Raw genomic sequence first — 26,533 nt, 5'->3', positions numbered from 1 at the left:
TCAATTACTGCGCTTTACAACCGCGGCCAATCAAATCATTGGTGGCGACCCAGTACACCAGGCCTTCCTCACCTTTTACGTGAAACGCCAGCATGTCGTTGCTGTACAGCGAACCTTCGGCGCCCGGTTCAAGCTTCAAGCGGTAGACCTGATCGGCGCCGCCCAGGCGAACGTCGACTTCCTTGCGGTTGATGTCAGTGTAGCGCCAGAGCACTTTGGCCTGACTGTCACAGGTCCAGGTGGTCCAACTGTCCGCCGGACCGGCAGTGTTGAACAGGTTCAAATTGGCGCAACCTGCCAGTAATGCCAGTGCCGCAACGGCGATAAAGCCTTTCATCCATGTTCCTCGACTGATGGCGCATGCCACCAGCCCTGAGTAAAGAGTCAGACCCGTCAAGGGCAGCCATGTTCCTTGGCCGGGGTCTGGGTCTCGTATTTATCCAGGCCATCGGGTCCGGAGCGCTTGTTGATCACCGGGTTGGTTTCCGCTTGCCAGTCGGCCTGGTAGCAGCCTTTTTCCTGTGTTTGCGGCGCGGGTTCCGGCGTGGCTTTCGGGTTACTCCCGCAAGCCGCCAACATACCCGCGGCGATCAACAGCACCAGGGTCCTGACCATGTGAACACTCCTTTGCCTGGTCAAATGCGCGGCCTCAGGCCTTGGCCCGGCTTTCCAGGACTTCAACGGCCGGCAGCACTTTGCCTTCGACGAATTCGAGGAACGCGCCGCCACCGGTAGAAATGTAGGAGATTTGATCGGCAACGCCATATTTATCGATGGCCGCCAGGGTGTCACCGCCGCCGGCGATGGAGAACGCCGAGCTTTCGGCGATGGCCTGGGCCAACACTTTGGTGCCGTTACCGAACTGGTCGAATTCGAACACGCCCACCGGGCCGTTCCACAGAATGGTCTTGGACGACTTCAACAGCTCGGCGAAATTCGCCGCGGTCTGTGGGCCGATGTCCAGGATCATGTCGTCGGCGGCCACGTCGGCGATCAGCTTGACGGTCGCAGTCGCGCTTTCAGCGAATTCCTTGGCAACCACCACGTCCACCGGCAGTGGCACGCTGACCTTGGCAGCGATTTCACGGGCGGTGTCCAGCAGGTCCGGCTCGTACAGGGATTTGCCGACCGGGTGACCGGCCGCAGCCAGGAAGGTGTTGGCGATGCCGCCACCGACGATCAACTGGTTGCAGATCTGGCTCAGGCTGTTGAGCACGTCGAGTTTGGTCGACACTTTGGAACCGGCAACGATAGCGGCCATTGGCTGCGCCGGGGCGCCCAGAGCTTTGCCCAGTGCGTCCAGTTCAGCGGCCAGCAACGGGCCAGCGGCAGCGACTTTGGCGAACTTGGCCACGCCATGGGTCGAACCCTCGGCGCGGTGAGCGGTGCCGAAGGCGTCCATCACGAATACGTCGCACAGGGCCGCGTATTGCTTGGCCAATTCGTCGGCGTTCTTTTTCTCGCCCTTGTTGAAGCGCACGTTTTCGAACAACACGATGTCGCCGGCTTTCACGTCGACGCCGCCCAGGTAATCGGACACCAGCGGCACTTCGCGGCCCAGGGCGCGGCTCAAGTAGTCAGCCACTGGTTTGAGGCTGTTCTCGGCCGAGAACTCGCCTTCGGTCGGACGGCCAAGGTGCGAGCAGACCATCACGGCCGCGCCTTTTTCCAGGGCCAGCTTGATGGTCGGCAGCGAAGCCAGGATTCGCGCATCGCTGGTGACAACACCGTCCTTGACTGGGACGTTGAGGTCTTCGCGGATCAGTACGCGCTTACCTTGCAGATCGAGGTCGGTCATCTTCAACACGGTCATGGGTCGCATTTCCTGGATAGCTGTTTTAGAGAGCAGGTTTTGGTTGTGGTGCAGCTGTTTGCAAATAGTGTTCTGCAACGTCCAGCATTCGATTGGCAAAACCCCATTCGTTGTCGAACCAGGCCAGGATGTTCACCAGCCGTGGGCCGGAAACGCGGGTCTGACTGGCATCGACGATGGCCGAATGTGGGTCATGATTGAAATCACAACTGGCGTGAGGCAACTCGGTGTAGGCCAGAAGGCCCTTGAGCGGGCCATGGGTGGCGGCCTCGCGCAGAATCCGGTTGACCTCGGTGGCGTCGGTATCACTTACGGTCTGCATCGTAATGTCGAGGCAGGACACGTTAACCGTCGGCACCCGCACGGCTTTGGCCTGAATTCGCCCGGCAAGTTCCGGCAACAGGCGTTCAATGCCTCGCGCCAGACCAGTGGACACCGGAATCACCGACTGGAACGCCGAACGGGTGCGGCGCAGGTCTTCGTGGTGATAGGCGTCAATCACTGGTTGATCGTTCATCGCCGAATGGATGGTGGTGATCGACACGTATTCCAGACCAATGGCCTGATCCAGCAGGCGCAACAGCGGCACACCGCAGTTGGTGGTGCAGGACGCATTGGATACCAGGAGCTCGTCGCCGGTCAGGCAATCCTGGTTCACGCCGTAGACGATGGTGGCGTCGACATCGGTCTCGCTGGCCATCGGCTGGGAAAACAGTACCCGTGGCGCGCCGGCGTCAAGGAAACGCTGGCCATCTTGACGGGTGTGGTAAGCGCCGGAGCACTCCAGCACCAGATCGACGCCCAGGGACGCCCAATCGATGCCTTCGGGGGTGGCACTGCGCAGGACCTTCACGCAGTCGCCATTAATATGCAGACAATCGCCCTCGACCTTCACTTCGCCGGGAAACCGCCCGTGAGTGGAATCGAAGCGTGTCAGGTATTCGATGCTGGCCATGTCGGCCAGATCGTTGATCGCCACAATTTCAAACCCGGCCGTCGAGCCTCGCTCAAACAACGCACGCAAGACGCAACGACCAATCCGGCCGTAGCCGTTGAGTGCAACTTTGTAAGGACGCGGTTGAGGCATGGGGTTCTCGATAGACGCAGGCAGACGAAGTCTCGTTAACAACACAATTCCCCTGTAGGAGCTGGTAGAAGCTGTCGAGTGAAACGAGGCTGCGATCTTTTGATCTTGTTTTTTAAGATCAGGATCAAAAGATCGCAGCCTCGTTTCTCTCGGCAGCTCCTACAGGGGAACGCGGCAGCCAGGGCCGCCGCGTCGTGTTTTAGTCTTCCAGCAGCTCTTCAGCCTGACCCAGAATGTTTTCCAGGGTGAAGCCGAACTCTTCGAACAAGGCCGGCGCAGGCGCCGACTCGCCGTAGGTGGTCATGCCGATCACGCGACCTTCCAGGCCCACGTACTTGTACCAGTAGTCCGCGTGAGCGGCCTCGATGGCGATACGCGCGCTGACCTGCAACGGCAGAACCGCTTGCTTGTAGCCGGCATCCTGGGCTTCGAAGACGCTGGTGCACGGCATCGAAACCACACGCACCTTGCGGCCTTGCTCGGTCAGTTTGTCGAAGGCCTGAACGGCCAGACCGACTTCCGAACCGGTGGCGATCAGGATCAGCTCAGGCTCGCCCGCGCAGTCTTTCAGCACGTAGCCGCCGCGATTGATGCACTCGATCTGCACGGCATCACGGGTTTGGTGCTGCAGGTTCTGACGGGAGAAGATCAGTGCCGATGGACCATCGTCACGCTCCAGCGCGCATTTCCAGGCCACTGCCGATTCAACGGCATCGGCTGGACGCCAGGTGTCGAGGTTCGGCGTGCAGCGCAGGCTGGCCAGTTGCTCGATCGGCTGGTGAGTCGGGCCGTCTTCGCCCAGACCGATGGAGTCGTGGGTGAACACATAGATGATGCGTTTCTTCATCAGCGCCGACATGCGTACTGCGTTGCGGGCGTATTCCATGAACATCAGGAAGGTCGCGCCGTAAGGCACCAGGCCGCCGTGCAGGGCCACGCCGTTCATGATCGCGCTCATGCCGAACTCGCGAACACCGTAGTACATGTAGTTGCCGCTGGCATCTTCGGCGGTGACGCCTTTGCAACCTTTCCACAAGGTCAGGTTGGAACCGGCCAGGTCAGCCGAACCGCCGAGCAGTTCCGGCAGCAGCGGGCCGAACGCATTCAGGGCGTTCTGGCTGGCTTTACGGCTGGCGATGGTTTCGCCCTTGGCCGCGACTTCAGCGATATACGCCGAGGCTTTTTCAGCGAAGTCTTCCGGCAGGTCGCCGCTCAGACGACGAATCAGTTCGTTGGCCAGCTCAGGGAAGGCAGCGGAGTAAGCAGCGAAACGTTGATCCCACTCGGCTTCGGCAGCGCGACCGGCTTCCTTGGCGTCCCACTCGGCATAGATATTGGCCGGGATTTCGAACGGGCCGTGGTTCCACTTCAGTGCTTCACGGGTCAGGGCGATTTCCGCGTCACCCAACGGGGCGCCGTGGCAGTCTTCCTTGCCTTGCTTGTTCGGCGAACCGAAACCGATGGTGGTCTTGCAGCAGATCAGCGTCGGTTGCTCGCTTTTGCGCGCCGTGTCGATGGCGATCTTGATTTCTTCCGGGTCGTGACCGTCGACGTTGCGGATCACCTGCCAGTTGTAGGCTTCGAAACGCTTCGGCGTGTCATCGGTGAACCAGCCTTCGACTTCGCCGTCGATGGAGATGCCGTTGTCATCGTAGAAGGCGATCAGTTTGCCCAGGCCCAAGGTGCCGGCCAGGGAGCTGACTTCGTGGGAAATGCCTTCCATCATGCAGCCATCACCCAGGAACACGTAGGTGTGGTGATCAACGACGTTATGACCGGGACGGTTGAACTGCGCCGCCAGGACTTTTTCCGCCAGGGCGAAACCCACGGCGTTGGCCAGGCCTTGGCCCAGTGGACCGGTGGTGGTCTCGACGCCCGGGGTGTAGCCGTATTCCGGGTGACCCGGGGTACGGCTGTGCAGCTGGCGGAAGCTTTTCAAGTCATCGATCGACAGGTCGTAGCCGGTCAGGTGCAGCAGCGAGTAGATCAACATCGAGCCGTGACCGTTGGACAGCACGAAGCGGTCACGGTCGGCGAACGATGGATTGCTCGGGTTGTGCTTCAGGTAGTCACGCCAAAGTACCTCGGCGATATCCGCCATACCCATAGGGGCACCGGGATGGCCGCTGTTGGCTTTTTGCACGGCATCCATGCTGAGGGCACGAATGGCGTTGGCACGCTCACGACGGCTGGGCATCGCTGTTCTCCTGCGGATATTGAGTGAATAAAACGAAACGGAAAAAAGGCGAGCATTTTCCCTCACCGACCGCCCTCGGGGCAATGACAGATAGTCATCCGAAGGCGTTTTTCCAATCGATAACGACGTATTCGACGGGTGAAACCTTTCCGCCGTTCGTTTGCTGACTGAACCTAACGCTGAGAAGTGCCATCCATCGAGCAATATCAAAACTTTTTGATATTGCTCTTGCGGGGATTTCTGAGCGTCACTAGACTGCTGGCCTTATGAATTTACGCGTGCCCTCCATTCGACATGACGATTGCGATGAGCTGGCGGCCCTATGCAAGGCCGGCGGCGATCCGCTGCGGCTGAATGTATTGCGCGCGCTGGCCAACGATTCGTTCGGCGTACTGGAACTGGCGCAGATCTTCGGCATCGGCCAGTCCGGCATGAGTCATCACCTCAAGGTTCTGGCCCAGGCCGACCTGGTGGCGACCCGCCGTGAAGGCAATGCGATTTTCTACCGTCGCGCCCTGCCCCATACCGATCTGCTGGGCGGCAAACTGCATGCCGCGCTGCTGGAAGAAGTGGACAACCTGACCTTGCCTGCCGATGTTCAGTCACGGATCGCTCAGGTCCACGGGCAACGGGCGGCGGCCAGCCAGGACTTTTTCTCACGGGTGGCGGAGAAGTTTCGCGCCCAGCAAGACTTGATCGCCGGCCTGCCGCAATACCGCGAAAGCGTGGTGGCATTGCTCGACAAGCTGAGTTTCGGTCCTGACGCCACGGCCATCGAAGTGGGCCCCGGCGATGGCGGTTTCCTGCCGGAGCTGGCGCGTCGTTTCGCTCAGGTCACGGCGCTGGACAACAGCCCGGCGATGCTCGATCTGGCCCGTCAGGTCTGTGAACGTGAAACGCTGGCTAACGTCAGCCTGCAATTGGCCGATGCATTGAACGGTGTAAGCCTTCAAGCCAACTGCGTTGTACTGAATATGGTGCTGCACCATTTCGCCGCGCCGGCCGAAGCACTCAAGCACATGGCCGACCTGCTGCAACCGGGCGGTAGCCTGCTCGTGACAGAGTTATGTAGCCACAACCAGAGTTGGGCCAGGGAGGCCTGCGGTGATCTCTGGTTGGGGTTTGAACAGGACGATCTGGCCCGTTGGGCCACCGCTGCGGGACTCGTTCCCGGGGAAAGCCTCTATGTAGGCTTACGTAATGGTTTCCAGATACAGGTCCGCCATTTTCAGCGACCGGCTGGCGACACTCACCATCGGTAAATTCAGGAAAAAATCGAGATGAGCGAATACTCCATCTTCACCTCCGAGTCCGTGTCCGAAGGGCATCCGGATAAAATCGCCGACCAGATTTCCGATGCGGTGCTGGACGCCATCATTGCTGAAGACAAGTTCGCCCGCGTGGCGTGCGAAACCCTGGTGAAAACCGGCGTGGCAATCATTGCAGGTGAAGTCACTACGTCGGCCTGGGTCGATCTGGAAGACATCGTCCGTAACGTGATTCTCGACATCGGCTACAACAGCTCCAATGTCGGCTTCGACGGTGCGACCTGCGGCGTGATGAACATCATCGGCAAGCAGTCCCCCGACATCAACCAGGGCGTCGACCGTGCCAAGCCTGAAGACCAGGGCGCCGGTGACCAGGGCCTGATGTTCGGCTACGCCAGCAACGAAACCGACGTGCTGATGCCTGCACCGATCACCTTCTCGCACCAGCTGGTTCAACGTCAGGCCCAAGCCCGTAAATCCGGCCTGCTGCCTTGGCTGCGCCCGGACGCCAAGTCGCAAGTGACTTGCCGTTACGAAGGCGGCAAGGTTGTCGGTATCGACGCCGTTGTACTGTCGACCCAGCACAACCCTGACGTGTCCTACAAAGACCTGCGCGAAGGCGTGATGGAACTGATCGTCAAGCACGTACTGCCTGCCGAGCTGCTGTCCAAGGACACCCAGTTCCACATCAACCCGACCGGCCAGTTCATCATCGGTGGCCCGGTTGGCGACTGCGGCCTGACCGGTCGCAAGATCATCGTCGACAGCTACGGCGGCATGGCCCGTCACGGCGGCGGCGCGTTCTCCGGCAAGGATCCATCGAAGGTTGACCGTTCGGCGGCCTACGCCGGTCGTTACGTGGCCAAGAACATCGTCGCTGCCGGCCTGGCCGAGCGTTGCGAGATTCAGGTTTCCTACGCGATCGGTGTTGCTCAGCCTACGTCGATTTCGTTGAACACCTTCGGCACCGGCAAAATCAGCGACGACAAGATCGTCAAACTGGTTCGCGAAGTGTTCGACCTGCGTCCATACGCGATCACCACCATGCTCGACCTGCTGCACCCGATGTACCAGGAAACCGCTGCGTACGGCCACTTTGGTCGCACCCCGGCCACCAAGACTGTGGGCGACGATACGTTCACTACCTTCACCTGGGAAAAAACCGACCGCGCCAACGACCTGCGTGTCGCGGCCGGGCTGTAAGACTTCCCCGGCGGTACCCAAAGCCCCGTACGGTTCGCCGTGCGGGGCTTTTTCATGAGGAAGATCAAAAGATCGCAGCCTTCGGCAGCGCCCACAGGTGTGTAGGAGCTGCCGAAGGCTGCGATCTTTTGATCTTCCTATCTCGAAACACGCAGAATTACACCCCTGCAACCCACACCCGAAAACTGACTAGCCTTGAAAGCATCCCAACGAGCAAGGACGCTCTCGATGCTGCCCAACCTGCGCCTGTTTTTCGGTTTCCTGCTGACCTGCACCTGCCTGACCGCCAACGCCGAGGAATGCCCCGACTGGCCACCCGCCCGCGCGCAGGAGGAAATCAGCACCCTGCAACAGCAGATCGATCGCTGGGACGACAGCTACCATCGTGAAGGCCAATCGCTGATCGCCGATGAACTCTATGATCAGTCCCGCGCACGACTGACCGAATGGCGCGAATGTTTTGACTCAGGTCCCTGGGCCGAACCATTGCGCACGGCCGGCGGCACGGTCGCTCACCCCATCGCCCACACCGGCCTGGAAAAACTGCGCGATGGGCGTGCCGTCGAAACCTGGCTGAAAGATCGGAGAGAGGTCTGGATTCAGCCCAAGGTCGATGGCGTGGCGGTGACTTTGATCTATCGCAGCGGTTTGCTGCACCAGGCGATCAGTCGGGGGGACGGGGTAAATGGCCAGGACTGGACTGCCTCGGCGCGCCAGATCGCCGCCATTCCTCAAAAACTTCCGCAACCGCTAAACCTGCTGCTGCAAGGCGAACTCTATTGGCGCCTGACCGAACATGTACAAGCCCAGTCCGGCAGCCTCAATGCCCGCACCACGGTGGCCGGGTTGATGGCGCGCAAGGCGCTGAGCGCCGAGCATGCCGCCGGTATCGGTTTGTTTGTCTGGGACTGGCCGCAGGGCCCGAAAAACCTGCCCGCCCGCGTCGCAGCACTGGATGAGCTGGGGTTCCCGAGCACGACGCCCTACAGTCAGCCGATCGAGACATTTGCCGATGCTGAACGCTGGCGCGATCACTGGTATCGCTCGCCCCTGCCCTTTGCCAGCGATGGCGTTGTCTTGCGCCAGAACCAACGCCCACCGGCCGAACGCTGGCAGGCGAAGACGCCTTACTGGAGCGTCGCCTGGAAATACCCTTTTGCCCAGGCGCTGGCCGAGGTGCGCAAGGTCCACTTCAAGATCGGACGAACCGGACGAATCACACCGGTACTGGACCTGGCACCGGTGATGCTCGATGACCGGCAGATCAAGCGCGTGAGTGTCAGCTCCCTGCAACGCTGGGAAACGCTGGACATTCGTCCCGGCGATCAGGTCGCCATCAGCCTGGCGGGGCTGACCATTCCCAGGCTCGATGGTGTCGTATTGCGCAGCACCGAACGACCTGAATTGAACGTACCGCGGGCAGCAGACTTTCATCCGTTAAGCTGCTGGCAGCCGACACCCGGATGCGAAAGCCAATTCCTCGCACGCCTGGCCTGGCTCAGCGGCAAACAGGGCCTGGCCTTGCCTCATGTCGGGACGGGCACCTGGGAGAAACTGCTCAAGGCCAAACGCCTCGGCAACCTGCTCGATTGGTTGACCCTCAATGAGCAAGAGCTTGCTACCATTGACGGCTTCGGCGAGCGCAGCAGTGCTCGTCTTTCGAACAGTTTCAACAGCGCCCGGCAACGCCCGTTCGCTCGCTGGCTCAAAGCCCTGGGTATGCCGCCGACCGGCCAGGCGCGCCTCGCCGACTCATGGCAGGCGCTGGCGCAACGAAACACCGAGCAATGGCAGGCCGAAGCCGGCATTGGCCCGGGACGCGCAGCGCAATTGAGCGCATTTTTCCGCGACCCGCAGGTCCTGGCCTTGAGTGAGACATTGCGTGTTGCCGGAATTGATGGTTTCTAGCCACCGGTGATGCCCGCCAGCCCGGGAACCCAAAGGTGCCGATGGGCTCAAACAGCCCATCGCTACATCGACTTTTTCACCTGGAGCTTTTATGAAATTTCTTTCACCGCTCGCCCTGTTGACTCTGTGCAGCGTGCTGGCCGCTCCATTGATGGCCGACGAAGAGGCCCCGGGCCTGACCGGCTGCGCCGCTAAAAAACAGGGCATCATCAATCAGATTGAACTGGCCAAGTCCCGCGGCAACGCCGATCAACAAGCCGGGCTGGAAACCGCCCTGAGCGAAGTCACTGCCAATTGCACCGACGCCTCCTTGAAGAGGGAGCGGGAAAACAAGGTGCTCGATGCCAAACACGAAGTCAGCACGCGGCAGGCCGACCTCGACAAGGCAATGAAAAAAGGCGACGCCGAGAAGATCAACAAACGCAAAGAAAAACTGGCCCAATCGCGCAAGGAATTGCAGGAAGCGCTGGATGAGCTGGATAAGTAAAAGATCGTTCAAGATCAAAAGATCGCAGCCTTCGGCAGCTCCTGCCCTGCGATCTTTTCTGGAATCAATGATCCCGAAACTCTTTATGGCAGGCACTGCAGGCATCTTCGACTTTCTGCACCGCCGGCCCCAGGTTACTGGCCTTGTAGGGCTGAACCTGGCTGGCAATCACCAGTTCACCGGTGGCGCCTTCAAGGGTGCGGGCCATTTCCTGGAAGCGTGCCTGCTTCTGCCAGACATCATCCTTGGCGCTGGTGTGATCTTCTTCGCGCACCGGCGGGAAATGTTTCCACGGCTCATGGGACAACGCGTCGAGCTTCACGGCGCCGTCGGCGAATTTCGGGCCATCGAACGGAATACGCCCACGCAACATGCCGCCCAGGTCTTCCCCAGCCTTGAGCATCTGCTTGAAGATCGCCTTGCGCTGACCCAGAGGCGAGTTCGGGTCGACACCGCCGCAGGCGGACAAGGTCAGGCAGGCCAGCAATACAACAGAAAGTCTTTTAAGAGTCATGGTGGCTTCAGATCACTGGAAACGGCGGCCAGTATCCTCGCGTCACCGGCAAAGACCAATAGCCCTATTATCAATACGGGTTGTTTGAGCGCATGGAGCACTCAGGCAACCGGCAAAGGAATTACTCCATGAACAGCCGTTTCAAGACATGGCGTCACAACCTGGCCTGGTCCCTTCCGATGGTGGCCGTGCTTGCAGGTTGCACCGGTGGCGACAGCAACACACCGAAAACCCACGCGCTGGCGACCTATTCCAGCGCCACCTGGGAAGCGCTTCCGGCGGTGTCGGACAACGACCTCGTCGCCGGTTTCGGCTCGTGGCGCAGTGCCTGCACCCGACTCAAGGCCGACCCGGTCTGGGGCAGCACCTGTGCGGCTTCCATCAATGTGCAGCCAACCGCCAATGACATCCGCGGCTTCCTCAAACAGAACCTGGACGTCTATGGCCTGCGTGCCGCCAATGACAACCCCAATGGCCTGATTACCGGTTACTACGAACCAGTGTACCCCGGCAGCCTGACCCAGACCGAGGAAGCCAACATCCCGGTGTACGGTGTGCCCGAGGACATGATCATCGTCTCGCTGGACAGTCTCTACCCGGAACTCAAAGGCAAACGCCTGCGCGGAAGACTCGAAGGTCGCGTGCTCAAGCCATACGACGACGCGGCAACCATTGAAACCAAAGGTGTGAAGGCGCCGGTGATTGCCTGGCTGACCGACCCGATGAACCTGCAATTTCTGCAAATCCAGGGGTCGGGTCGCATCCAGCTCGACGATGGCCGCCAACTGCGCATCGGCTATGCCGACCAGAACGGCCACCCTTACCGGCCCATCGGCCGCTGGCTGGTAGACCAAGGTGAGCTGAAGAAAGAAGACGTGACCATGGGCGCTATCAGCACCTGGGCCAAGGCCAATCCGACGCGCATTCCCGAACTGCTCGGCAGCAACCCAAGCTACGTGTTCTTCAATCGCAACCCGGACAGCAACGAAGGGCCACGCGGCTCGCTGAATGTGCCGCTGACCGCAGGTTATAGCGCGGCGGTGGATCGCAAGGTGATTCCGCTCGGCAGCCTGTTGTGGTTATCGACCACACGCCCGGACGGCAGCGCATTGGTACGCCCGGTGGCGGCTCAAGATACTGGCGGCGCGATTGCCGGCGAGGTCCGCGCGGATCTGTTCTGGGGCACCGGTGAGGCGGCCGGGCAATTGGCCGGCGACATGAAACAGCAGGGGCAGATCTGGATGCTTTGGCCTAAAGGGGCAGCGTTGCCACAAGTACCACAGGTGGCTGACAAACTTTAAAAAGCAAAAGATCGCAGCCTTCGGCAGCTCCTACATTGACCGTGTGCGCTGCAATATCGCGGATGAACATCGATCCCTGTAGGAGCTGCCGAAGGCTGCGATCTTTTGATCTTGCCGTTAAACAGACACAACAAAGAAACTGACGATCAGCCCCATGCCAACGGCCCACATCAGCGACCGCAGAATCGCCCAGTCCGCCAGATAGCAAATGATGTAGAGCAGCCGACTGGTAATAAACAACACCGAGAGCACATTGATCGTCACCAGTTCGGCATTGCCGGCCAGGTGCGCGACGATGACCGCCGCCGCAAACGCCGGGGTCACTTCGAAGCTGTTCAACTGCGCCGAATGTGCACGTCTGGCCACCCCTTCGAGCGAATCCAGAAACGCTCGCGGGTCATGATTCTGTTTCAGCCCGAACTTGCCACCGCTGAATTTGGCGACACCCGTGCACAGATATGGCAGGCAGATCGCGATCAAAATGCACCACAGAGCAACTGTCATAACGCAGTCCTTTCTTCAAGTTATAGAAAATCGAGTTCCATCAGGGGTGACTAAAACTTCATCACCAACATGCCGATCAGCACCAGCCCACAGGCTAAGAGCCGCGGCCTGCCGAAAGGTTCTTTCAGGTAGCGCATGCCGAACAGCACCACCAGAATCACGCTGATCTCGCGCAGCGCCGCTGCTTCGGCAATCGAACCGAGCTGCATGGCCCACAGCACCAGAGCGTAGCTGAACAATACGCAAAACCCGACCGCCAATCCCAGCCGCCACTGCTCACGCCAGAACTGCATGAACGCCGGGCGCTTGCTCACCAGCGCCAACAGCGGAAACGGCCAGGCACTGAACACGGTGACCCAAACCAGGTAATCCAGCGGATGAGACCAGCGCCGCAAGGCCTGACCATCAATGAAGGTGTAGCAACCGATGCACAACCCGATCAGTGCCACCACCGGCAGCATTGACCACGGCAGACGCACTCCGCCACCTCCTTGCCAGAGCAGGCACAACATGCCAAACGGGATCAGCAAAATGCCGAAGATTTGCTGAGTCGTCAGTACTTCCCCGGCGAAGATCAGCGTCAGTGCCAACACCACCAGCGGTGACAGGCCACGCATCAAGGGGTAGACAAGACCCAGATCGCCGACCCGATAGGCTTGAATCAACAGGTAGCGATAGAGCAACTCGAATGCTGCCGACGCGAGAATCCACGGCCACATCTCCAGTGGCGGCGACGCCACGAACGGCAGCATCAGCGCGACAAACAGCAGCGCCACGCTGTCCATGCAGGCCACCACCAACAGCCGTTCCGCGCTGAATTTGATCAGGGTATTCCACGCCGCGTGCAACAGCGCCGCCACCAACACCAGAACCGTCGCAAGCACGGCACACTCCTTATGTTGCCCCCTCCCTCGCAGGAGCTGCCGAAGGCTGCGATCTTTTGATTTTGATTTTCAGGATCAAGAGATCGCAGCCTTCGGCAGCTCCTGCAAGGGCGGGGCAGAGATTTGATTCGCCATATGTCCGCAGCTGTTTATACTGCAAGCGACCACGCCGCACTCAGTTGCGCACAGACAAATTCCAATAATTCCTGCCTCTGCCCGCTCTCATCGAGAATGGTCGTCGGCCTGCGTATGCCTGATCAAAGCGTCAAGACTACCGACAGAGACCTTGCGCATGCCACTCGCCTTGCTTGCACTGGCCGTTGCCGCTTTCGGCATCGGCACCACTGAGTTCGTCATCATGGGCTTGCTGCCCGATGTCGCCCGCGACCTCGCCGTGAGCATTCCTCACGCCGGCTTGCTCATCACCGGTTACGCACTGGGGGTGGTGTTCGGTGCGCCGATCCTCGCGGTCGGTACCGCCAACATGCCGCGCAAAGCCACGCTGCTGGGCATGACGCTGATGTTCATTCTCGGCAACATCCTCTGCGCCCTGGCGCCGAATTACGCCACCTTGATGGCCGCACGGGTGATCACCGCGCTGTGCCATGGTGCGTTTTTCGGGATCGGCTCGGTGGTCGCCGCCGGCTTGGTGGCACCGAACAAACGAGCCCAGGCGATTGCCATGATGTTCACTGGTCTGACGTTGGCCAACGTGCTGGGCGTTCCCTTGGGCACCGCGCTCGGGCAATACGCCGGCTGGCGCTCGACATTCTGGGCGGTGTCAGTGATTGGGGTGATTGCGGCTGTCGCACAGTGGGTGTGGCTGCCCAAGGAAATCCCCATGGACAAGGCCAACCTGGCCAGCGAGTTCAAAGTACTGGGCAAGGTAAACGTGCTGCTGGCGCTGGGCATGAGCGTGCTGGCGTCCACCAGCCTGTTCAGCGTGTTCACCTATATCGCGCCGATCCTGCAAGACATCACCGGTGTCAGCCCGCATGGCGTAACCATCATGTTGCTGTTGTTCGGGGTCGGTTTGACCGCGGGCAGCATGCTCGGTGGTCGGTTGGCGGACAGTCGTCTGCTGCCTTCGCTGGTGGGCATGGCATTGGCCGTGGCAATCGTGCTGGCCGCCTTCAGCCAGACCAGTCACTCGGTGATTCCGGCGGCGATTACCCTGGTGTTGTGGGGCATCTTCGCCTTCGCCCTGTGCCCGATCCTGCAATTGCTGATCATCGATCAGGCTCATGAAGCGCCGAACCTCGGATCGACGTTGAATCAAAGCGCATTCAATCTCGGCAACGCCGCCGGCGCGTGGATCGGCGGGCTGGTGGTGGCCAGTGGCGCGGACCTGGCGGACTTGCCGTGGACCGGCGCACTGGTCAGCGGGTTGACGGTACTGACGGCGCTGTTTTTCATCTACCTGCAGCGTCGCAGTGCCGTCACGGTCAATGTGTCCGGCTGACAAGGTCAGTTTTTGCCACTGATCATTTTTTGATCTTCTGCGGTTCGGGTTCCTCGCCCCGCTCCGCGGATGTCTTCGGCGGCCCGCTTTCACTGCGAATCTGCGCATGGCTGATCAGCGCGAAAATAAAACTGCCTCCGATGATGTTCCCCGCCAGCGTGGGACCTGCGAACACCAGCCAGAAATCCTTCCACGGCAACTCGCCGGCAAACACCAGGTACGAGACCTCGACCGAGCCGACCACGATGTGGGTGAAATCTCCCAGGGCCATGAAATAGGTGATGAGGATGATGATCCACATCTTCGCGCTTTCCATGGAAGGGATCATCCAGACCATGGTGGCGATCATCCAGCCGGAAATGATGCCTTTGGCGAACATTTTGCCGGCGTCGTTTTCCATGACCTTGCGCCCGATGTCGAGGAAGGCCAGATCGGTCTTGGTGTCGAAAATCGGCAGGTGCAGCATCACGTACGCCACCAGCAAGGTGCCGCAAAGGTTGCCCACCAGCACCACCGTCCACAGTCGCAACAACCGACCGAAGTTACTCAGCGTAGGCTTGCTCATGATTGGCAGGACGGCCGTCAGGGTGTTCTCGGTAAAGAGTTGCTGACGGGCGAGAATCACCGCGAGAAAACCTGCGCAGTAACCGAAACTGGCGATCACCTTGAAGCCTTCGCCGTCCGGCAGACGCGAGTTGAGCAGCCCCATGCCCATCAGCGACAAGCCCATGGTCAGGCCGGCAGCCAGGGCCGACCACCACAGTGCTGCAATGCTACGCTCGAGTTCCTGATCACCTTGGGTGCGAATGATTTCGTGCAGCACCGCCGCGCGCGGTGGCTGGTTCTTGTCGACCTCGCGCCGTTCTTGCGCCGAGAGGTCCGGGGTCTTGCCGTCTTTGGACGTGTCCATAAAGCTCCTGAACCGGTGGCGTGTCGTTTAATTACGACACGTGGGGTTCAGGTCCGTTCTGTAGGAGCTCGCATTACCCGCCGATGTCATCATCCTTGAACTGATCTTTGACGTACCTGATCTCGGTTCGGCCGTGCGGCGCCGGCAGGCCGTCATCGCCCAGGTTCACGAAGACCATCTTCTCCACCGTCAGGATGCTCTTGCGGGTGATCTTGTTGCGTACTTCGCAGGTCAGCGTGATCGAGGTGCGACCGAACTCGGTGGCAGTAATACCCAGCTCGATGATGTCGCCCTGGCGCGAGGCACTGACGAAGTTGATTTCGGAAATGTACTTGGTGACCACGCGCTGATTACCCAGCTGGACGATGGCGTAGATCGCCGCTTCTTCGTCGATCCAGCGCAACAGGCTGCCGCCGAACAGCGTGCCGTTGGGGTTGAGGTCTTCGGGTTTTACCCATTTGCGGGTGTGGAAATTCATACTCACTCCTGACCGTCTTGCCGATTGATGCCGGCCATCATGGCAGAGCCCGGACTAGAGCTCTATCAAGCATCGACTATGGTCTCGATTACCGTTCGGGCATTGACCTGCAGAAACGCTTTGGAAGTATCGTCTACACGGCTATAATCGCCACCGTTTCAAAACGGTCATCTTCGGTTGCTACCGTTTTCCCGCCACCTGTCCGAGGGGCGCTGCAGCAGGTTCGACCTGTCAGGCTCGGATGGGGCGTTGACTGGCCACGGCCAGACACTAAACGCACAACGGCGCCCATTCGCATACATTACGAATGGAGGCTCATCATGAGCGCTGTTATCACGCCTGTAGATTTTAACGATTACAAAGTCGCCGACATGTCCCTGGCTGCCTGGGGCCGTCGCGAAACCATCATCGCCGAATCCGAAATGCCAGCCCTGATGGGTCTGCGTCGCAAATATTCCGCCGAGCAACCGCTCAAAGGCGCGAAGATTCTCGGCTGCATCCACATGACCATCCAGACTGCCGTGCTGATCGAAACCCTGGTTGCCCTGGGTGCCGAAGTACGCTGGTCGTCCTGCAACATTTTCTCGACTCAAGACCAGGCCGCTGCCGCTATCGCCGCTGCCGGTATCCCGGTTTTCGCCTGGAAAGGCGAGACTGAAGAAGAGTACGAGTGGTGCCTGGAGCAAACCATCCTCAAAGATGGCGCGCCTTGGGATGCCAACATGATCCTCGACGACGGCGGCGACCTGACCGAGCTGCTGCACAAGAAATACCCGGCGATCCTGGACCGTGTCCACGGCGTCACCGAAGAAACCACCACCGGCGTTCACCGCCTGCTGGACATGCTGGCCAAGGGCGAGCTGAAAATCCCGGCCATCAACGTCAACGACTCGGTGACCAAGAGCAAGAACGACAACAAGTACGGCTGCCGTCACAGCCTGAACGACGCGATCAAGCGCGGCACCGACCACCTGTTGTCCGGCAAGCAAGCGCTGGTCATCGGTTACGGTGACGTGGGCAAGGGCTCGGCCCAGTCCCTGCGTCAGGAAGGCATGATCGTTAAAGTGTCCGAAGTCGACCCGATCTGCGCCATGCAAGCCTGCATGGACGGTTTCGAACTGGTTTCGCCGTTCATCGACGGTATCAACAACGGTACCGAAGCGAGCATCGACAAAGCGCTGCTGGGCAAGATCGACCTGATCGTGACCACCACCGGCAACGTCAATGTTTGCGACGCGAACATGCTAAAAGCCCTGAAGAAGCGCGCTGTTGTCTGCAACATCGGTCACTTCGACAACGAAATTGACACTGCTTTCATGCGCAAGAACTGGGCATGGGAAGAAGTGAAGCCACAGGTTCACAAGGTTCACCGTACCGGCCCGGGTGCTTTCGACGCTCAGAACGACGACTACCTGATCCTGCTGGCCGAAGGCCGTCTGGTTAACCTGGGCAACGCCACTGGCCACCCAAGCCGCATCATGGACGGCTCGTTCGCCAACCAGGTTCTGGCGCAGATCTTCCTGTTCGGCCAGAAGTACGCCGACCTGTCGCCAACCCAGAAAGCCGAGCGCCTGACCGTTGAAGTACTGCCGAAGAAACTCGACGAAGAAGTGGCCCTGGAAATGGTCCGCGGTTTCGGTGGCGTGGTCACTCAACTGACCAAGCAACAGGCTGACTACATCGGCGTAACCGTCGAAGGCCCGTTCAAGCCGCACGCTTACCGCTACTGATTGGTCCTGCTGTCCGCTTCCTCAAGGGAGCGGACTCATGCAGGAACCACGCGCTCTCTGTAGGAGCGAAGCTTGCTCGCGAACGCTTCACCACGGTGCTTCTGAAACACCGCGGCGCCTAATTCGCGAGCAAGCTTCGCTCCTACAGAGAACGTAGCGCCCTGCAAGGCTTATACGCTTTCAAGGATATGACCATGTCCCAAGACCGTCGCTACAGCTTCGAGTTCTTCCCCACGAAGACCGATGCTGGACATGAAAAACTGATCGCCACTGCCCGTCAGCTGGCGACTTACAACCCTGACTTCTTCTCCTGCACTTATGGCGCTGGCGGTTCGACCCGTGATCGCACCCTCAACACCGTGTTGCAGCTTGAAAGTGAAGTCAAAGTCCCTGCCGCACCGCATCTGTCTTGTGTGGGCGACAGCAAGGCGGACCTGCGCGGCCTGCTGAGCCAGTACAAGGCAGCCGGCATCAAGCGTATCGTTGCGCTTCGCGGTGACCTGCCCTCGGGCATGGGCATGGCCAGCGGCGAGATGCGTCACGCCAATGATCTGGTTGAATTCATTCGTGAAGAGACCGGCGATCATTTCCACATCGAAGTCGCCGCCTACCCGGAAATGCATCCGCAAGCGCGCAATTTCGAAGATGATCTCAACAACTTCGTGCGCAAGGCCAACGCTGGCGCCGACAGTGCGATCACCCAGTACTTCTTCAACGCCGACAGTTACTTCTACTTTGTCGAGCGTGTACGGGCGAAGGGCGTGAACATCCCGATCGTGCCGGGGATCATGCCGATCACCAACTACAGCAAGCTGGCGCGTTTCTCCGATGCTTGCGGCGCGGAAATCCCGCGCTGGATCCGCAAGCAGCTGGAAGCCTACGGCGACGACACCCAGAGCATTCAAGGCTTTGGTGAGCAAGTCATCACCCAGATGTGCGAACGCCTGTTGCAGGGTGGAGCTCCAGGGCTGCACTTTTACACACTGAACCAGGCTGAGCCGAGTCTGCTGGTGTGGAATAACCTGAAGTTGCCGCGTTAATCGTCGTTAAAGCAAGATCAAAAGATCGCAGCCTTCGGCAGCTCCTACAGGGGTACGTATTCCTCTGCAGGAAATGCCGAAGGCTGTGATTTTTTGCTTTTCGGCGCCTTGTTATTGTGCAGCCGTATCCTGAGATAGAGCTTCTGGATCCGATTTCTGGCTCTTTATGTTTTCTCGTCGTAATCTCAAGCCATGCCCCTGATCGCTCAGTTACTGACCGTGCTTCTATTCACTTGCCTGAGCCTCACCGCCCGGGGCGAGAAGCTGCGCATTGTCACCGAACCCTGGGCGCCTTATGTCTATGAGGAAAACGGCACCTCTCTGGGGCTCGACTACGAAACCACGGCCATCGTCTTCAAACGCCTCGGCATCGACGTGGAATGGCAGTTCCTGCCGTGGAAACGCTGCCTGTCGATGCTTGAACAAGGCCAGGCGGACGGTGTGCTGGATATTTTCCACAGCGATGAACGCGACGCGACCCTGCTCTACCCCAGCGAACCACTCTCACAAGTCGAATTCGTGATGTTCTATGCCAACCAGTGGCCCCATCCCTTTCGTACTCTGGATGATTTGAAAGGCCTGACCATCGGCACCTCGCCGGGCTACCTGTACAGCAAGGACTTCAGCGAATCGACGCTGTTCACCCGAGAGCCAGCCCCTACCCATGAAGCCAACTTCGGCAAGCTGGTGCGCGGCCGCATCGACCTGCTGATCACCGACCGCCGGGTCGGCCAGCACTTGCTCGATCAGTTGAACATCCGCGACAAGATCACTGAGAACCCGACCGTCATCAGCCAGCAGAGTCAGTTTCTGGCGCTACGGCGCAATGCCGGGATGGATTTATTGGTGCAGCGTTTCGGTGCCGAGCTCAAACGCTTCAAGCGCGAGCCGGCCTACGCCGAACTGAGCGCCCGCTATGGCGCCGACCCGGCCACCAAAGTACGGGCCGCCAGTGCCACCACAACCAGCGGAAAAACCGTTGAGCAGCAGGAAAGCGGCGCGCAGTGATTGCTCTGTTATACTCCGGCCTTCCCGCCAGGCTCACGCCCGGACGCTCGGACTTGTTCAAGGCATCTCGATCCCGCTACAGCGCAGCTTTTCAGCCCGCGCGAGCGCTCCAGACGAGCCTTCGAGGCCCAGCAGGACCGGACGGGATTGCGTCCTCTTAAACGCGATTCGCGCCAGGCAAGACTCCCATTGGGCCAAGCCCTAACTAAAACAGGATTACTCATGTCCTTTGCTTCCCTCGGTCTCTCCGAGGCTTTAGTCCGCGCCATCGAGGCAGCGGGCTATACCGAGCCTACTCCGGTGCAACAGCGGGCCATTCCCGCCGTGTTGCAAGGTCGCGACCTGATGGTTGCGGCACAGACAGGTACTGGTAAAACCGGCGGTTTCGCCCTTCCGATTCTGGAGCGGTTGTTTCCCAACGGTCACCCGGACAAATCCCAGCGTCATGGCCCGCGCCAACCACGCGTACTGGTCCTGACCCCTACCCGCGAACTCGCGGCCCAGGTGCACGAGAGCTTCAAGGTCTATGCCCGTGACCTGAAGTTCGTCAGCGCCTGCATCTTCGGCGGTGTCGGCATGAACCCTCAGGTTCAGGCCATGTCCCGAGGTGTCGACGTGTTGGTGGCCTGCCCCGGCCGCCTGCTCGACCTCGCCGGCCAAGGCAGTGTCGACCTGTCCCACGTGGAAATCCTCGTGCTGGACGAAGCCGACCGCATGCTCGACATGGGCTTTGTCCATGACGTGAAAAAGGTCCTCGCCCGTCTGCCGAGCAAACGCCAGAACCTGCTGTTCTCGGCAACGTTCTCCAAAGACATCACCGACCTCGCCGGCAAGCTGCTGCACAACCCGGAACGTATCGAAGTCACGCCACCGAACACCACGGTCGAGCGAATCGAACAGCGCGTATTCCGCCTGGCCGCCAGCCACAAGCGTTCGTTGCTGGCGCACCTGATCACCGCAGGCGCCTGGGAACAGGTGCTGGTGTTCACCCGCACCAAGCACGGCGCCAACCGCCTGGCCGAGTACCTGGACAAACACGGCCTCACCGCCGTCGCCATCCACGGCAACAAGAGCCAGAACGCCCGCACCAAAGCCCTGGCCGATTTCAAGGCCGGTGAAGTGCGCATCCTGGTCGCCACCGACATCGCCGCTCGCGGCCTGGACATCGACCAGTTGCCTCACGTGGTCAACTTCGAACTGCCAAACGTCGACGAAGATTACGTGCACCGTATCGGTCGTACCGGCCGTGCCGGTCGTTCGGGCGAGGCGATCTCGCTGGTGGCTCCGGATGAAGAAAAGCTGCTGAAAAGCATCGAGCGCATGACCAAGCAGAAGATTGCCGACGGCAACCTGATGGGCTTTGACTCCAGCGCTGTGGAAGCCGAGAAACCTGAAGTTCGCGAGCGTCCGGATGTGCGTAACCCGCGCAACCCACGTGGCCCGCGCGGCGACGGTCCGAACGGCAGCGGTGGTGGTGGTGGCGGTCGTAAAGATAAAGGCAAGGACAAGGGCAAGGAAAAACCTGCCGCCACCGGTCGCGGCGATCGCCCGGCCCGTGAACACAAGCCACGCGAAGGCACCCCGGCCCGCGAACAACAGCGTCCGGCCCCTCGCGCCGCTGCTGACCGTGCTCCGGACGAATTCCTGGACGACGATATCGATAACTTCGGTAACCGCGTCGACTACGTGCCTCAGCAGAAACCTGCTCAGGGTCGTGGCCGCCGTCCAGGTGCTCCGGCACAAGGTACCGCAGCCGGCACCGGTGCTCCGCGCAGCGGCAAGCCACAGGGTCGCCAAAGCGGTCCGCGCAGCAGCGATGGCGCCACCACCGGCACTCCGCCGGCCAAGCGCAACGGCCCACGTAACGGCGCTCCACGTGACGGCCAGGCCCGTCGCGAAGAGTCCCGCAACCGCCGCCCGGCCCGTGACGACCAACCTCGTTCGGAACCCGCCGTGCAGAACCCGCGTGGCCCGGCACCGAAGATCATCCACAAGGAGTCGAAAAGCGATCGCTTCCCGACACCTGAACAACTGGATCAACTGCCAGGTCGCCCGCGCGGCGAGAAGCCAGCGTTGCTGACTCGCAATCGCTGAGTTTTTCAAAGCCATAAAAAATGCCCCGGATCGAAAGACCGGGGCATTTTTTTGGGCGCTGCAAACTGCTTTTGTAGGAGCTGGCGAAGCCTGCGATCTTTTGACCTTGCCTTATCAGCAGTGATCCTGAAAAGATCGCAGCCTGCGGCAGCTCCTACGTCTCAGCATTACTTCGCTTTCACACCTTCAAACGTAACGTACAACTCGACCGCATCGGACGCTGGGCCCAGGTCTTTCTGCTTGCCGAAGTCGGAACGCTTGATGCTGGTGGTGCCTTCGAAGCCGGCACGGTAGCCGCCCCATGGATCCTTGCCTTCACCCAGGAAGGTAGCCTTGACTACAACGGGCTTGGTCACGCCGAGGATAGTCAGGTTGCCGGTCACGTCGGCAGTGTCTTTACCAGCGGCGTTTTTACCGGTGGATTTGACGCTGGTGGAGACGAACTTGGCGTCGGCGAATTTGCCCACGTTCAGGAAGTCAGCGCTGGCGATATGCTTGTCACGTTCGGCGTGGTTGGTGAACACGCTGGCGGTGCGTACGTTGAACTCGATTTTGCTGTCTTCAGGCTTGGCAGCGTCGAAGCTGAACTTGCCGTCGATATCTTTAAAGGTACCGGTAATGTAGCTGTAGCCCAAGTGGCTGATCTTGAAGTCAACGAAGGCGTGTTGGCCTTCTTTGTCGACCACGTAGTCAGCCGCCATCACATTAGCGGACAGTAGAGCAGAACCGATTGCCAGAGCAGCGAGCGTCTTTTTCAACATACTTTCTATTCCTTTGGAGTCGAGATTGAATATCAGGCTTTGCGTCCCAGCATTCGCGTCAGGGTCGCATCACGATCGATAAAGTGGTGTTTCAATGCTGCCAACGCATGGAGGCCGGAAAAAATTACCAACACCCAAGCCAGGTACAAATGGATCACACCAGCGGTGTCTGCCTGGTCCGGTAGTCCGGACACCAGCGCAGGTACCTCAAACAGTCCGAACACCGGAATCCCGACACCGTCTGCGGTGGAAATCAGGTAACCGGCAATCATCACAGCGAACAGACCGAGATAGAGGAAGGAATGGCCGAACAGGGCACCAAGGCGCGTCAGGCGGCTATAGCTTTGCAGGGGCGGCGGCGGTGGGCTGATGAAGCGCCACAACATCCGCAGTAACATGACGGCAAATAACACCAGACCAATGCTCTTGTGCAGGTCCGGCGCGTCTTTACGCCAGGTGCTGTAGTAGTCGAGACCGACCATCCACAGCCCCAATGCGAACAGGCCGAAGACGGCGAGCGCCACGCCCCAGTGCATGAAAATGCTGATCCAACCGTAGCGGGAAGAAGAGTTACGTAGCTGCATGCCCAAATCCTGTAAGAACTGCGCCCAAGACTATCGAGTTATCTATCGATTTAAAGCGGAAAATTTCGCTTTGAAATATCGAGAAATACGATCAAGACCTTGGGGCCGAGAGGTTAAGAAAGCGTTAACCGGATGAAAAAATCTTCAGATACCGTCCCTCATTGCCAAATCCAAGTGCCTTTACCACTTGTCTGAACTGTCATATCCGACAGTAGTCAACATTGCAGGTCATTGATGAACTTGAAATCGGACGTTTGTCCGAGCGTCTGAACAGGAGTTCTACCATGAGTCACAATTCGAGTTCGTCCCCCGGGATAACGCACAATCATTCCAATTCGATAGCTGTAGGGGAAGGACCACGGGGAATAGCCATCAGCGATGATGGATCACGGGTTTTTGTTTGCAATTACATTTCGGGCAATGTGTCAGTCATCGACACCTCGAACAAAAAGGTTATCCACACCATCGCCGTCGAGCGTTATCCCCAAAGCATCGTCCTTGCCAATGGGGGGAAACGAGCTTATGTGACCAACTATGGTTCAAGTTCGGTGTCGGTTATTGATACCGACACCTACGAAGTGGGTAATGTCACGGTGGGCAAATACCCTTGGGGAGTCGTTGTGAGCCGGGACGGGAAGCATGTTTACGTCACCGTTCGACAGGATAAGGAATGGTTGGCCATTATTGACGCCCGCACTTATGCAGTGAGCAGAGTCCGAGGATTACCCTCACCGTCCATCAGTGTCGATATCAGCCTGGACGATTCGCGCCTTTACATTTCCAGTACCAACTCCCCTACCGGCCCTTTTCAGGACGCACTAACGGTCCTCAGCAGCAAGACGTTCAAAGTCATCAACATCATCAAAACTGCCCAATATCCGTCAGCGGTGACCGTCAGTCCCGACGGCAGAGAAGTGTATGTCGTGGGTCTGGACGCTCGAAAACTGACGGTGCTGGACACCCGATCATCGGCCACCAGGCATTTCGACTTTGTGACCTGCGAAGGGAAAATAGTGTTCGGTGAAAGATGTGCTTATGCGGTTGATCAAACCAAAAAAGAGGTGGTGGAAGTGAATACCACCACGCATGACATTGTTCGCCGAGTTCCCATACCCGGCGCTTTCGAACCCTATGACATGACGCTTGATCGACACAACCATGCCTACATCAGCGACTATCAAAGCGATGAAGTGCATATTGTCGATCTGCTTCAGTCTGACGGCAAAATCAGCAGCCGGTGACGGGACGTCTGTACAAGACATAAAAAAAGCGCGGCATCACTGCCGCGCTTTTTTTTGATCCCAAGACTTACTGCGTTTTGGGTTCAGTCGCCGCCGGGGTAATCACAGCGGTACTGGCTGCTGGTTTCTTCACCGGCTCAGTCTTTTTCGCCGTGGCCTTGGCTGGAGCCTTTTTGGCCTCGGTTTTTGCCGCAGGCTTTTTCACTGGCGCTTTGGCCGGTGCTTTCTTGGCCGGCTCGGCCTTCACCGGAACCACTGGCTTCGGCGCCTCAACCGGTGCTGGCGCTGGGGCCGGCGCAGCTACCGGGGCGGGTGCCGGAGCAATCGGTGCCACGGGTGCTGGCGCCTTGGCCGGTTCCGGTTTGTCGTCAGAACCACCGAACAGGTTGCTGAAGAAGTTGCCTTTCTTCGCCACTACCGCGCCCGCCGCCGCAGCGGTCGCCGCCGGCACAACCTTCGCCGGTTCAAACGATTTGCCCGCCGCCATGTCCTCTACCTGACTGGCTGCACGCTGACCGGTGCGCAATGCGCCTTCCAGAGTGCCCGGGTACAAGGTATCGGTGTGTTCGCCGGCAAAGGCTATACGTTGCAGCGGACGTTCCCACAGGCGCCAGTACTTGCTCATCTGACCCGGACCGAAGGCCAGGTAAGCGCCACCCATCGACGGGTCAGTGCTGTAACGACGGACTTCATAACCGGTGAACGAACCGCGCGCCTGCGGATAAAACTCGTGCAGACGAATCAGCACCTGATCAGCCATCTGCTTGTCGCCGAAGGCTTGCATCACCCGTGCGTTGTCGCCGGAAATGTTGATGACCACGTTGGCGCCGCCCTTCAGGGCCGGCTCAACCCACAGCATGCCCAGACCGGCGTTGCTGTAGATCTCGCCAGACATGCGCGCCTTGCTTTCCCACACAGGCGTCTTGAACTTCAGCATGATCTGGTCACGCCAGCCGTAGTTGGTGCCCTTGATGGCGCCCAAGTGCTGAGCATCCAGCGCCGGGGTCATCTGAATCTTGTTCAGTGCACGCAACGGCACGGCCAGCACGACGTAGTCCGCCTGATAGCCAACGCTGCCGACCTTGACGGTCACACCGTCCTTGTCCTGGCTAATGGCCGAAACCGGGGAGCTGGTCTTGATGGTTTTCAGTTGTTTGACGAAAGCCTGGGCCAGCACCGGACTGCCGCCGGGCAGCCGCGCGGCACGCAGATCGCGGTCGGCAATGCCACGGTAGACGCGGCTCTGTTGTGCGAAGTACAGCAGTGACAGGCGCGAAGGCTCGTCGTAATGGGTACGAATCTCCTGATTCACCAACTGACGCGCAGTGACGGGTAAGTTCAGGCGATCGAGCCAGTTGGCCACGTTGATCTGGTCCAGGGCGAACAGCGTGCTGTTGGCCGCCGGGTTCTGCGGGTCCTCGATCGAACGCGCCAGATCATCCAGGGTCTTTTCGTAGCGCTTCAGTGCGTCGGCGGTGGCCGGCTGTTTAGCGGCCAGATCAGCGGCAGTGAAATATACGCCGTCGATCAGATAGCCCGGGGTGCGTACGAATTCAGGGGCTGGCGTGGTGCTCAGCTTGAACGTCGAGACGTACTTGTTCAGCACCGGCTGGGTCTTGTCGTTGCCGATCCATTCACTGGTGGCCATGCCGGAACGACCGCCCAGGGTCGGTTTGGCTTCCAGCAGGGTGACTTGCCAGCCCTTGTTCTGCAGCTCGTAAGCCGCAGTGAGGCCCGCAAGCCCGCCGCCGATCACGATCGCCGTTTTATCCTTGGCCAGCGCCGAAACGCTGAACAGCCCCAACATCACCAGCGCACAGGCGCGCAGCCAACCAGCAGACATTCAGCGAACTCCGGAAATACACGAGGGAAATAGCGGTTTTACGAGTCAGACGACTCAAAGAGCCGCGAAGAATACGTCAGCCATCAAAACGCCGCCAGCAACGTCTATCGTCCTATACAAAGTAGCTCAATCGACACAATGGGTTGTCCCGGTGACGCGCATTGCATAGGCTTGCGCGATTGTTTACCCGCCTACGTCACGGGTAGCCTCGAGGAG

The 26,533-nt window shown here is 59.4% G+C and carries 24 protein-coding genes and 1 riboswitch; of the genes, 11 read left to right on the top strand and 13 right to left on the bottom strand.

Features of this window, described 5'->3' with window-relative positions; translation table 11 throughout:
- Nucleotides 1–4: 4 nt before the first annotated feature.
- The 5 genes from KGB14_RS07720 to tkt form a co-directional block, all read right to left on the bottom strand.
- Complete coding sequence (locus tag KGB14_RS07720; protein ID WP_223485397.1) at nt 5–337, bottom strand: MliC family protein; 333 nt, start codon at nt 335–337, stop codon at nt 5–7.
- Nucleotides 338–393: 56 nt separating this feature from the next.
- On the bottom strand, nt 394–615 hold the full coding sequence (locus KGB14_RS07715) for a hypothetical protein (protein WP_123719649.1): 222 nt from the start codon (nt 613–615) through the stop codon (nt 394–396).
- A gap of 34 nt (nt 616–649) precedes the next feature.
- Nucleotides 650–1,813: a phosphoglycerate kinase gene (locus KGB14_RS07710; protein WP_223485395.1), complete on the bottom strand. Its 1,164-nt coding sequence runs from the start codon at nt 1,811–1,813 to the stop codon at nt 650–652.
- Between the two features lie 25 nt (nt 1,814–1,838).
- Nucleotides 1,839–2,900: an erythrose-4-phosphate dehydrogenase gene (gene epd / locus KGB14_RS07705; protein ID WP_223485393.1), complete on the bottom strand. Its 1,062-nt coding sequence runs from the start codon at nt 2,898–2,900 to the stop codon at nt 1,839–1,841.
- Between the two features lie 199 nt (nt 2,901–3,099).
- Nucleotides 3,100–5,097, bottom strand: coding sequence for a transketolase (gene tkt / locus KGB14_RS07700; protein ID WP_223485391.1), 1,998 nt, complete (start codon nt 5,095–5,097; stop codon nt 3,100–3,102).
- 266 nt (nt 5,098–5,363) lie between these two features.
- Between tkt and KGB14_RS07695 the strand changes: the two genes are divergently transcribed.
- The 4 genes from KGB14_RS07695 (at nt 5,364) to KGB14_RS07680 (ending at nt 9,963) form a co-directional block, all read left to right on the top strand.
- On the top strand, nt 5,364–6,359 hold the full coding sequence (locus tag KGB14_RS07695) for an ArsR/SmtB family transcription factor (protein WP_223485389.1): 996 nt from the start codon (nt 5,364–5,366) through the stop codon (nt 6,357–6,359).
- Between the two features lie 18 nt (nt 6,360–6,377).
- The gene (gene metK, locus KGB14_RS07690) at nt 6,378–7,568 is read left to right on the top strand and encodes a methionine adenosyltransferase (protein ID WP_223485387.1); all 1,191 of its coding nucleotides are present in this window, start codon (nt 6,378–6,380) and stop codon (nt 7,566–7,568) included.
- A 228-nt stretch (nt 7,569–7,796) separates the two neighbouring features.
- Nucleotides 7,797–9,476 (top strand): NAD-dependent DNA ligase LigB, encoded by a 1,680-nt coding sequence (ligB, locus tag KGB14_RS07685; RefSeq protein ID WP_223485385.1) that lies wholly within the window; start codon nt 7,797–7,799, stop codon nt 9,474–9,476.
- A 91-nt stretch (nt 9,477–9,567) separates the two neighbouring features.
- Nucleotides 9,568–9,963 carry a DUF1090 domain-containing protein gene (locus KGB14_RS07680; protein WP_223485383.1) on the top strand — a complete coding sequence of 132 codons (396 nt, stop codon included), beginning with the start codon at nt 9,568–9,570 and terminating at the stop codon, nt 9,961–9,963.
- A 64-nt stretch (nt 9,964–10,027) separates the two neighbouring features.
- Here the strand turns inward: KGB14_RS07680 and KGB14_RS07675 are convergent, their stop codons facing one another.
- On the bottom strand, nt 10,028–10,477 hold the full coding sequence (locus tag KGB14_RS07675) for a c-type cytochrome (RefSeq protein ID WP_223485381.1): 450 nt from the start codon (nt 10,475–10,477) through the stop codon (nt 10,028–10,030).
- A gap of 128 nt (nt 10,478–10,605) precedes the next feature.
- On the opposite strand from KGB14_RS07675, the gene KGB14_RS07670 reads away from it, so the two are divergent.
- Nucleotides 10,606–11,778, top strand: coding sequence for a murein transglycosylase A (locus KGB14_RS07670; RefSeq protein WP_223485379.1), 1,173 nt, complete (start codon nt 10,606–10,608; stop codon nt 11,776–11,778).
- A 117-nt stretch (nt 11,779–11,895) separates the two neighbouring features.
- Here KGB14_RS07670 and KGB14_RS07665 read toward each other — a convergent pair whose 3' ends face one another.
- Nucleotides 11,896–12,282, bottom strand: coding sequence for an MAPEG family protein (locus KGB14_RS07665; protein WP_223485377.1), 387 nt, complete (start codon nt 12,280–12,282; stop codon nt 11,896–11,898).
- A gap of 50 nt (nt 12,283–12,332) precedes the next feature.
- Nucleotides 12,333–13,166, bottom strand: coding sequence for an EamA family transporter (locus KGB14_RS07660; protein ID WP_223485376.1), 834 nt, complete (start codon nt 13,164–13,166; stop codon nt 12,333–12,335).
- Between the two features lie 292 nt (nt 13,167–13,458).
- Here KGB14_RS07660 and KGB14_RS07655 point away from each other — a divergent pair, with 292 nt between their 5' ends.
- A complete protein-coding gene (locus tag KGB14_RS07655; protein WP_223485374.1) occupies nt 13,459–14,628 on the top strand; it encodes an MFS transporter in 1,170 nt (389 codons plus the stop codon).
- A 22-nt stretch (nt 14,629–14,650) separates the two neighbouring features.
- Here the strand turns inward: KGB14_RS07655 and KGB14_RS07650 are convergent, their stop codons facing one another.
- Complete coding sequence (locus tag KGB14_RS07650) at nt 14,651–15,538, bottom strand: formate/nitrite transporter family protein (RefSeq protein WP_223485372.1); 888 nt, start codon at nt 15,536–15,538, stop codon at nt 14,651–14,653.
- Between the two features lie 73 nt (nt 15,539–15,611).
- A complete protein-coding gene (locus KGB14_RS07645) occupies nt 15,612–16,016 on the bottom strand; it encodes an acyl-CoA thioesterase (protein WP_317851020.1) in 405 nt (134 codons plus the stop codon).
- A 198-nt stretch (nt 16,017–16,214) separates the two neighbouring features.
- A riboswitch (S-adenosyl-L-homocysteine riboswitch) is annotated at nt 16,215–16,313 on the top strand.
- A 23-nt stretch (nt 16,314–16,336) separates the two neighbouring features.
- Between KGB14_RS07645 and ahcY the strand changes: the two genes are divergently transcribed.
- The 4 genes from ahcY to KGB14_RS07625 all read left to right on the top strand — a co-directional run bounded on the left by ahcY (nt 16,337) and on the right by KGB14_RS07625 (nt 21,888).
- Nucleotides 16,337–17,746, top strand: a complete 1,410-nt coding sequence (ahcY, locus tag KGB14_RS07640) for an adenosylhomocysteinase (RefSeq protein ID WP_223485370.1) — start codon at nt 16,337–16,339, stop codon at nt 17,744–17,746.
- A 194-nt stretch (nt 17,747–17,940) separates the two neighbouring features.
- Nucleotides 17,941–18,786, top strand: coding sequence for a methylenetetrahydrofolate reductase [NAD(P)H] (gene metF, locus KGB14_RS07635; protein ID WP_223485368.1), 846 nt, complete (start codon nt 17,941–17,943; stop codon nt 18,784–18,786).
- Between the two features lie 192 nt (nt 18,787–18,978).
- On the top strand, nt 18,979–19,794 hold the full coding sequence (locus KGB14_RS07630) for a substrate-binding periplasmic protein (RefSeq protein ID WP_223485366.1): 816 nt from the start codon (nt 18,979–18,981) through the stop codon (nt 19,792–19,794).
- Between the two features lie 222 nt (nt 19,795–20,016).
- On the top strand, nt 20,017–21,888 hold the full coding sequence (locus KGB14_RS07625; protein ID WP_223485363.1) for a DEAD/DEAH box helicase: 1,872 nt from the start codon (nt 20,017–20,019) through the stop codon (nt 21,886–21,888).
- Between the two features lie 167 nt (nt 21,889–22,055).
- On the opposite strand, the gene KGB14_RS07620 is transcribed toward KGB14_RS07625, so the two are convergent.
- Both KGB14_RS07620 and KGB14_RS07615 read right to left on the bottom strand, forming a co-directional pair.
- Nucleotides 22,056–22,649: a YceI family protein gene (locus KGB14_RS07620; protein WP_223485361.1), complete on the bottom strand. Its 594-nt coding sequence runs from the start codon at nt 22,647–22,649 to the stop codon at nt 22,056–22,058.
- Between the two features lie 32 nt (nt 22,650–22,681).
- On the bottom strand, nt 22,682–23,233 hold the full coding sequence (locus tag KGB14_RS07615) for a cytochrome b (protein ID WP_223485360.1): 552 nt from the start codon (nt 23,231–23,233) through the stop codon (nt 22,682–22,684).
- Nucleotides 23,234–23,517: 284 nt separating this feature from the next.
- Between KGB14_RS07615 and KGB14_RS07610 the strand changes: the two genes are divergently transcribed.
- The gene (locus KGB14_RS07610) at nt 23,518–24,474 is read left to right on the top strand and encodes a YncE family protein (protein WP_223485358.1); all 957 of its coding nucleotides are present in this window, start codon (nt 23,518–23,520) and stop codon (nt 24,472–24,474) included.
- A gap of 67 nt (nt 24,475–24,541) precedes the next feature.
- Here KGB14_RS07610 and KGB14_RS07605 read toward each other — a convergent pair whose 3' ends face one another.
- A complete protein-coding gene (locus KGB14_RS07605; RefSeq protein ID WP_223485355.1) occupies nt 24,542–26,317 on the bottom strand; it encodes a flavin monoamine oxidase family protein in 1,776 nt (591 codons plus the stop codon).
- Between the last annotated feature and the right edge of the window lie 216 nt (nt 26,318–26,533).

The sequence above is a fragment of the Pseudomonas sp. A-RE-19 genome (assembly GCF_019956555.1).
In the GTDB taxonomy this organism is placed as follows: domain Bacteria; phylum Pseudomonadota; class Gammaproteobacteria; order Pseudomonadales; family Pseudomonadaceae; genus Aquipseudomonas.
This window is presented reverse-complemented; position numbering and strand designations above follow the sequence as displayed.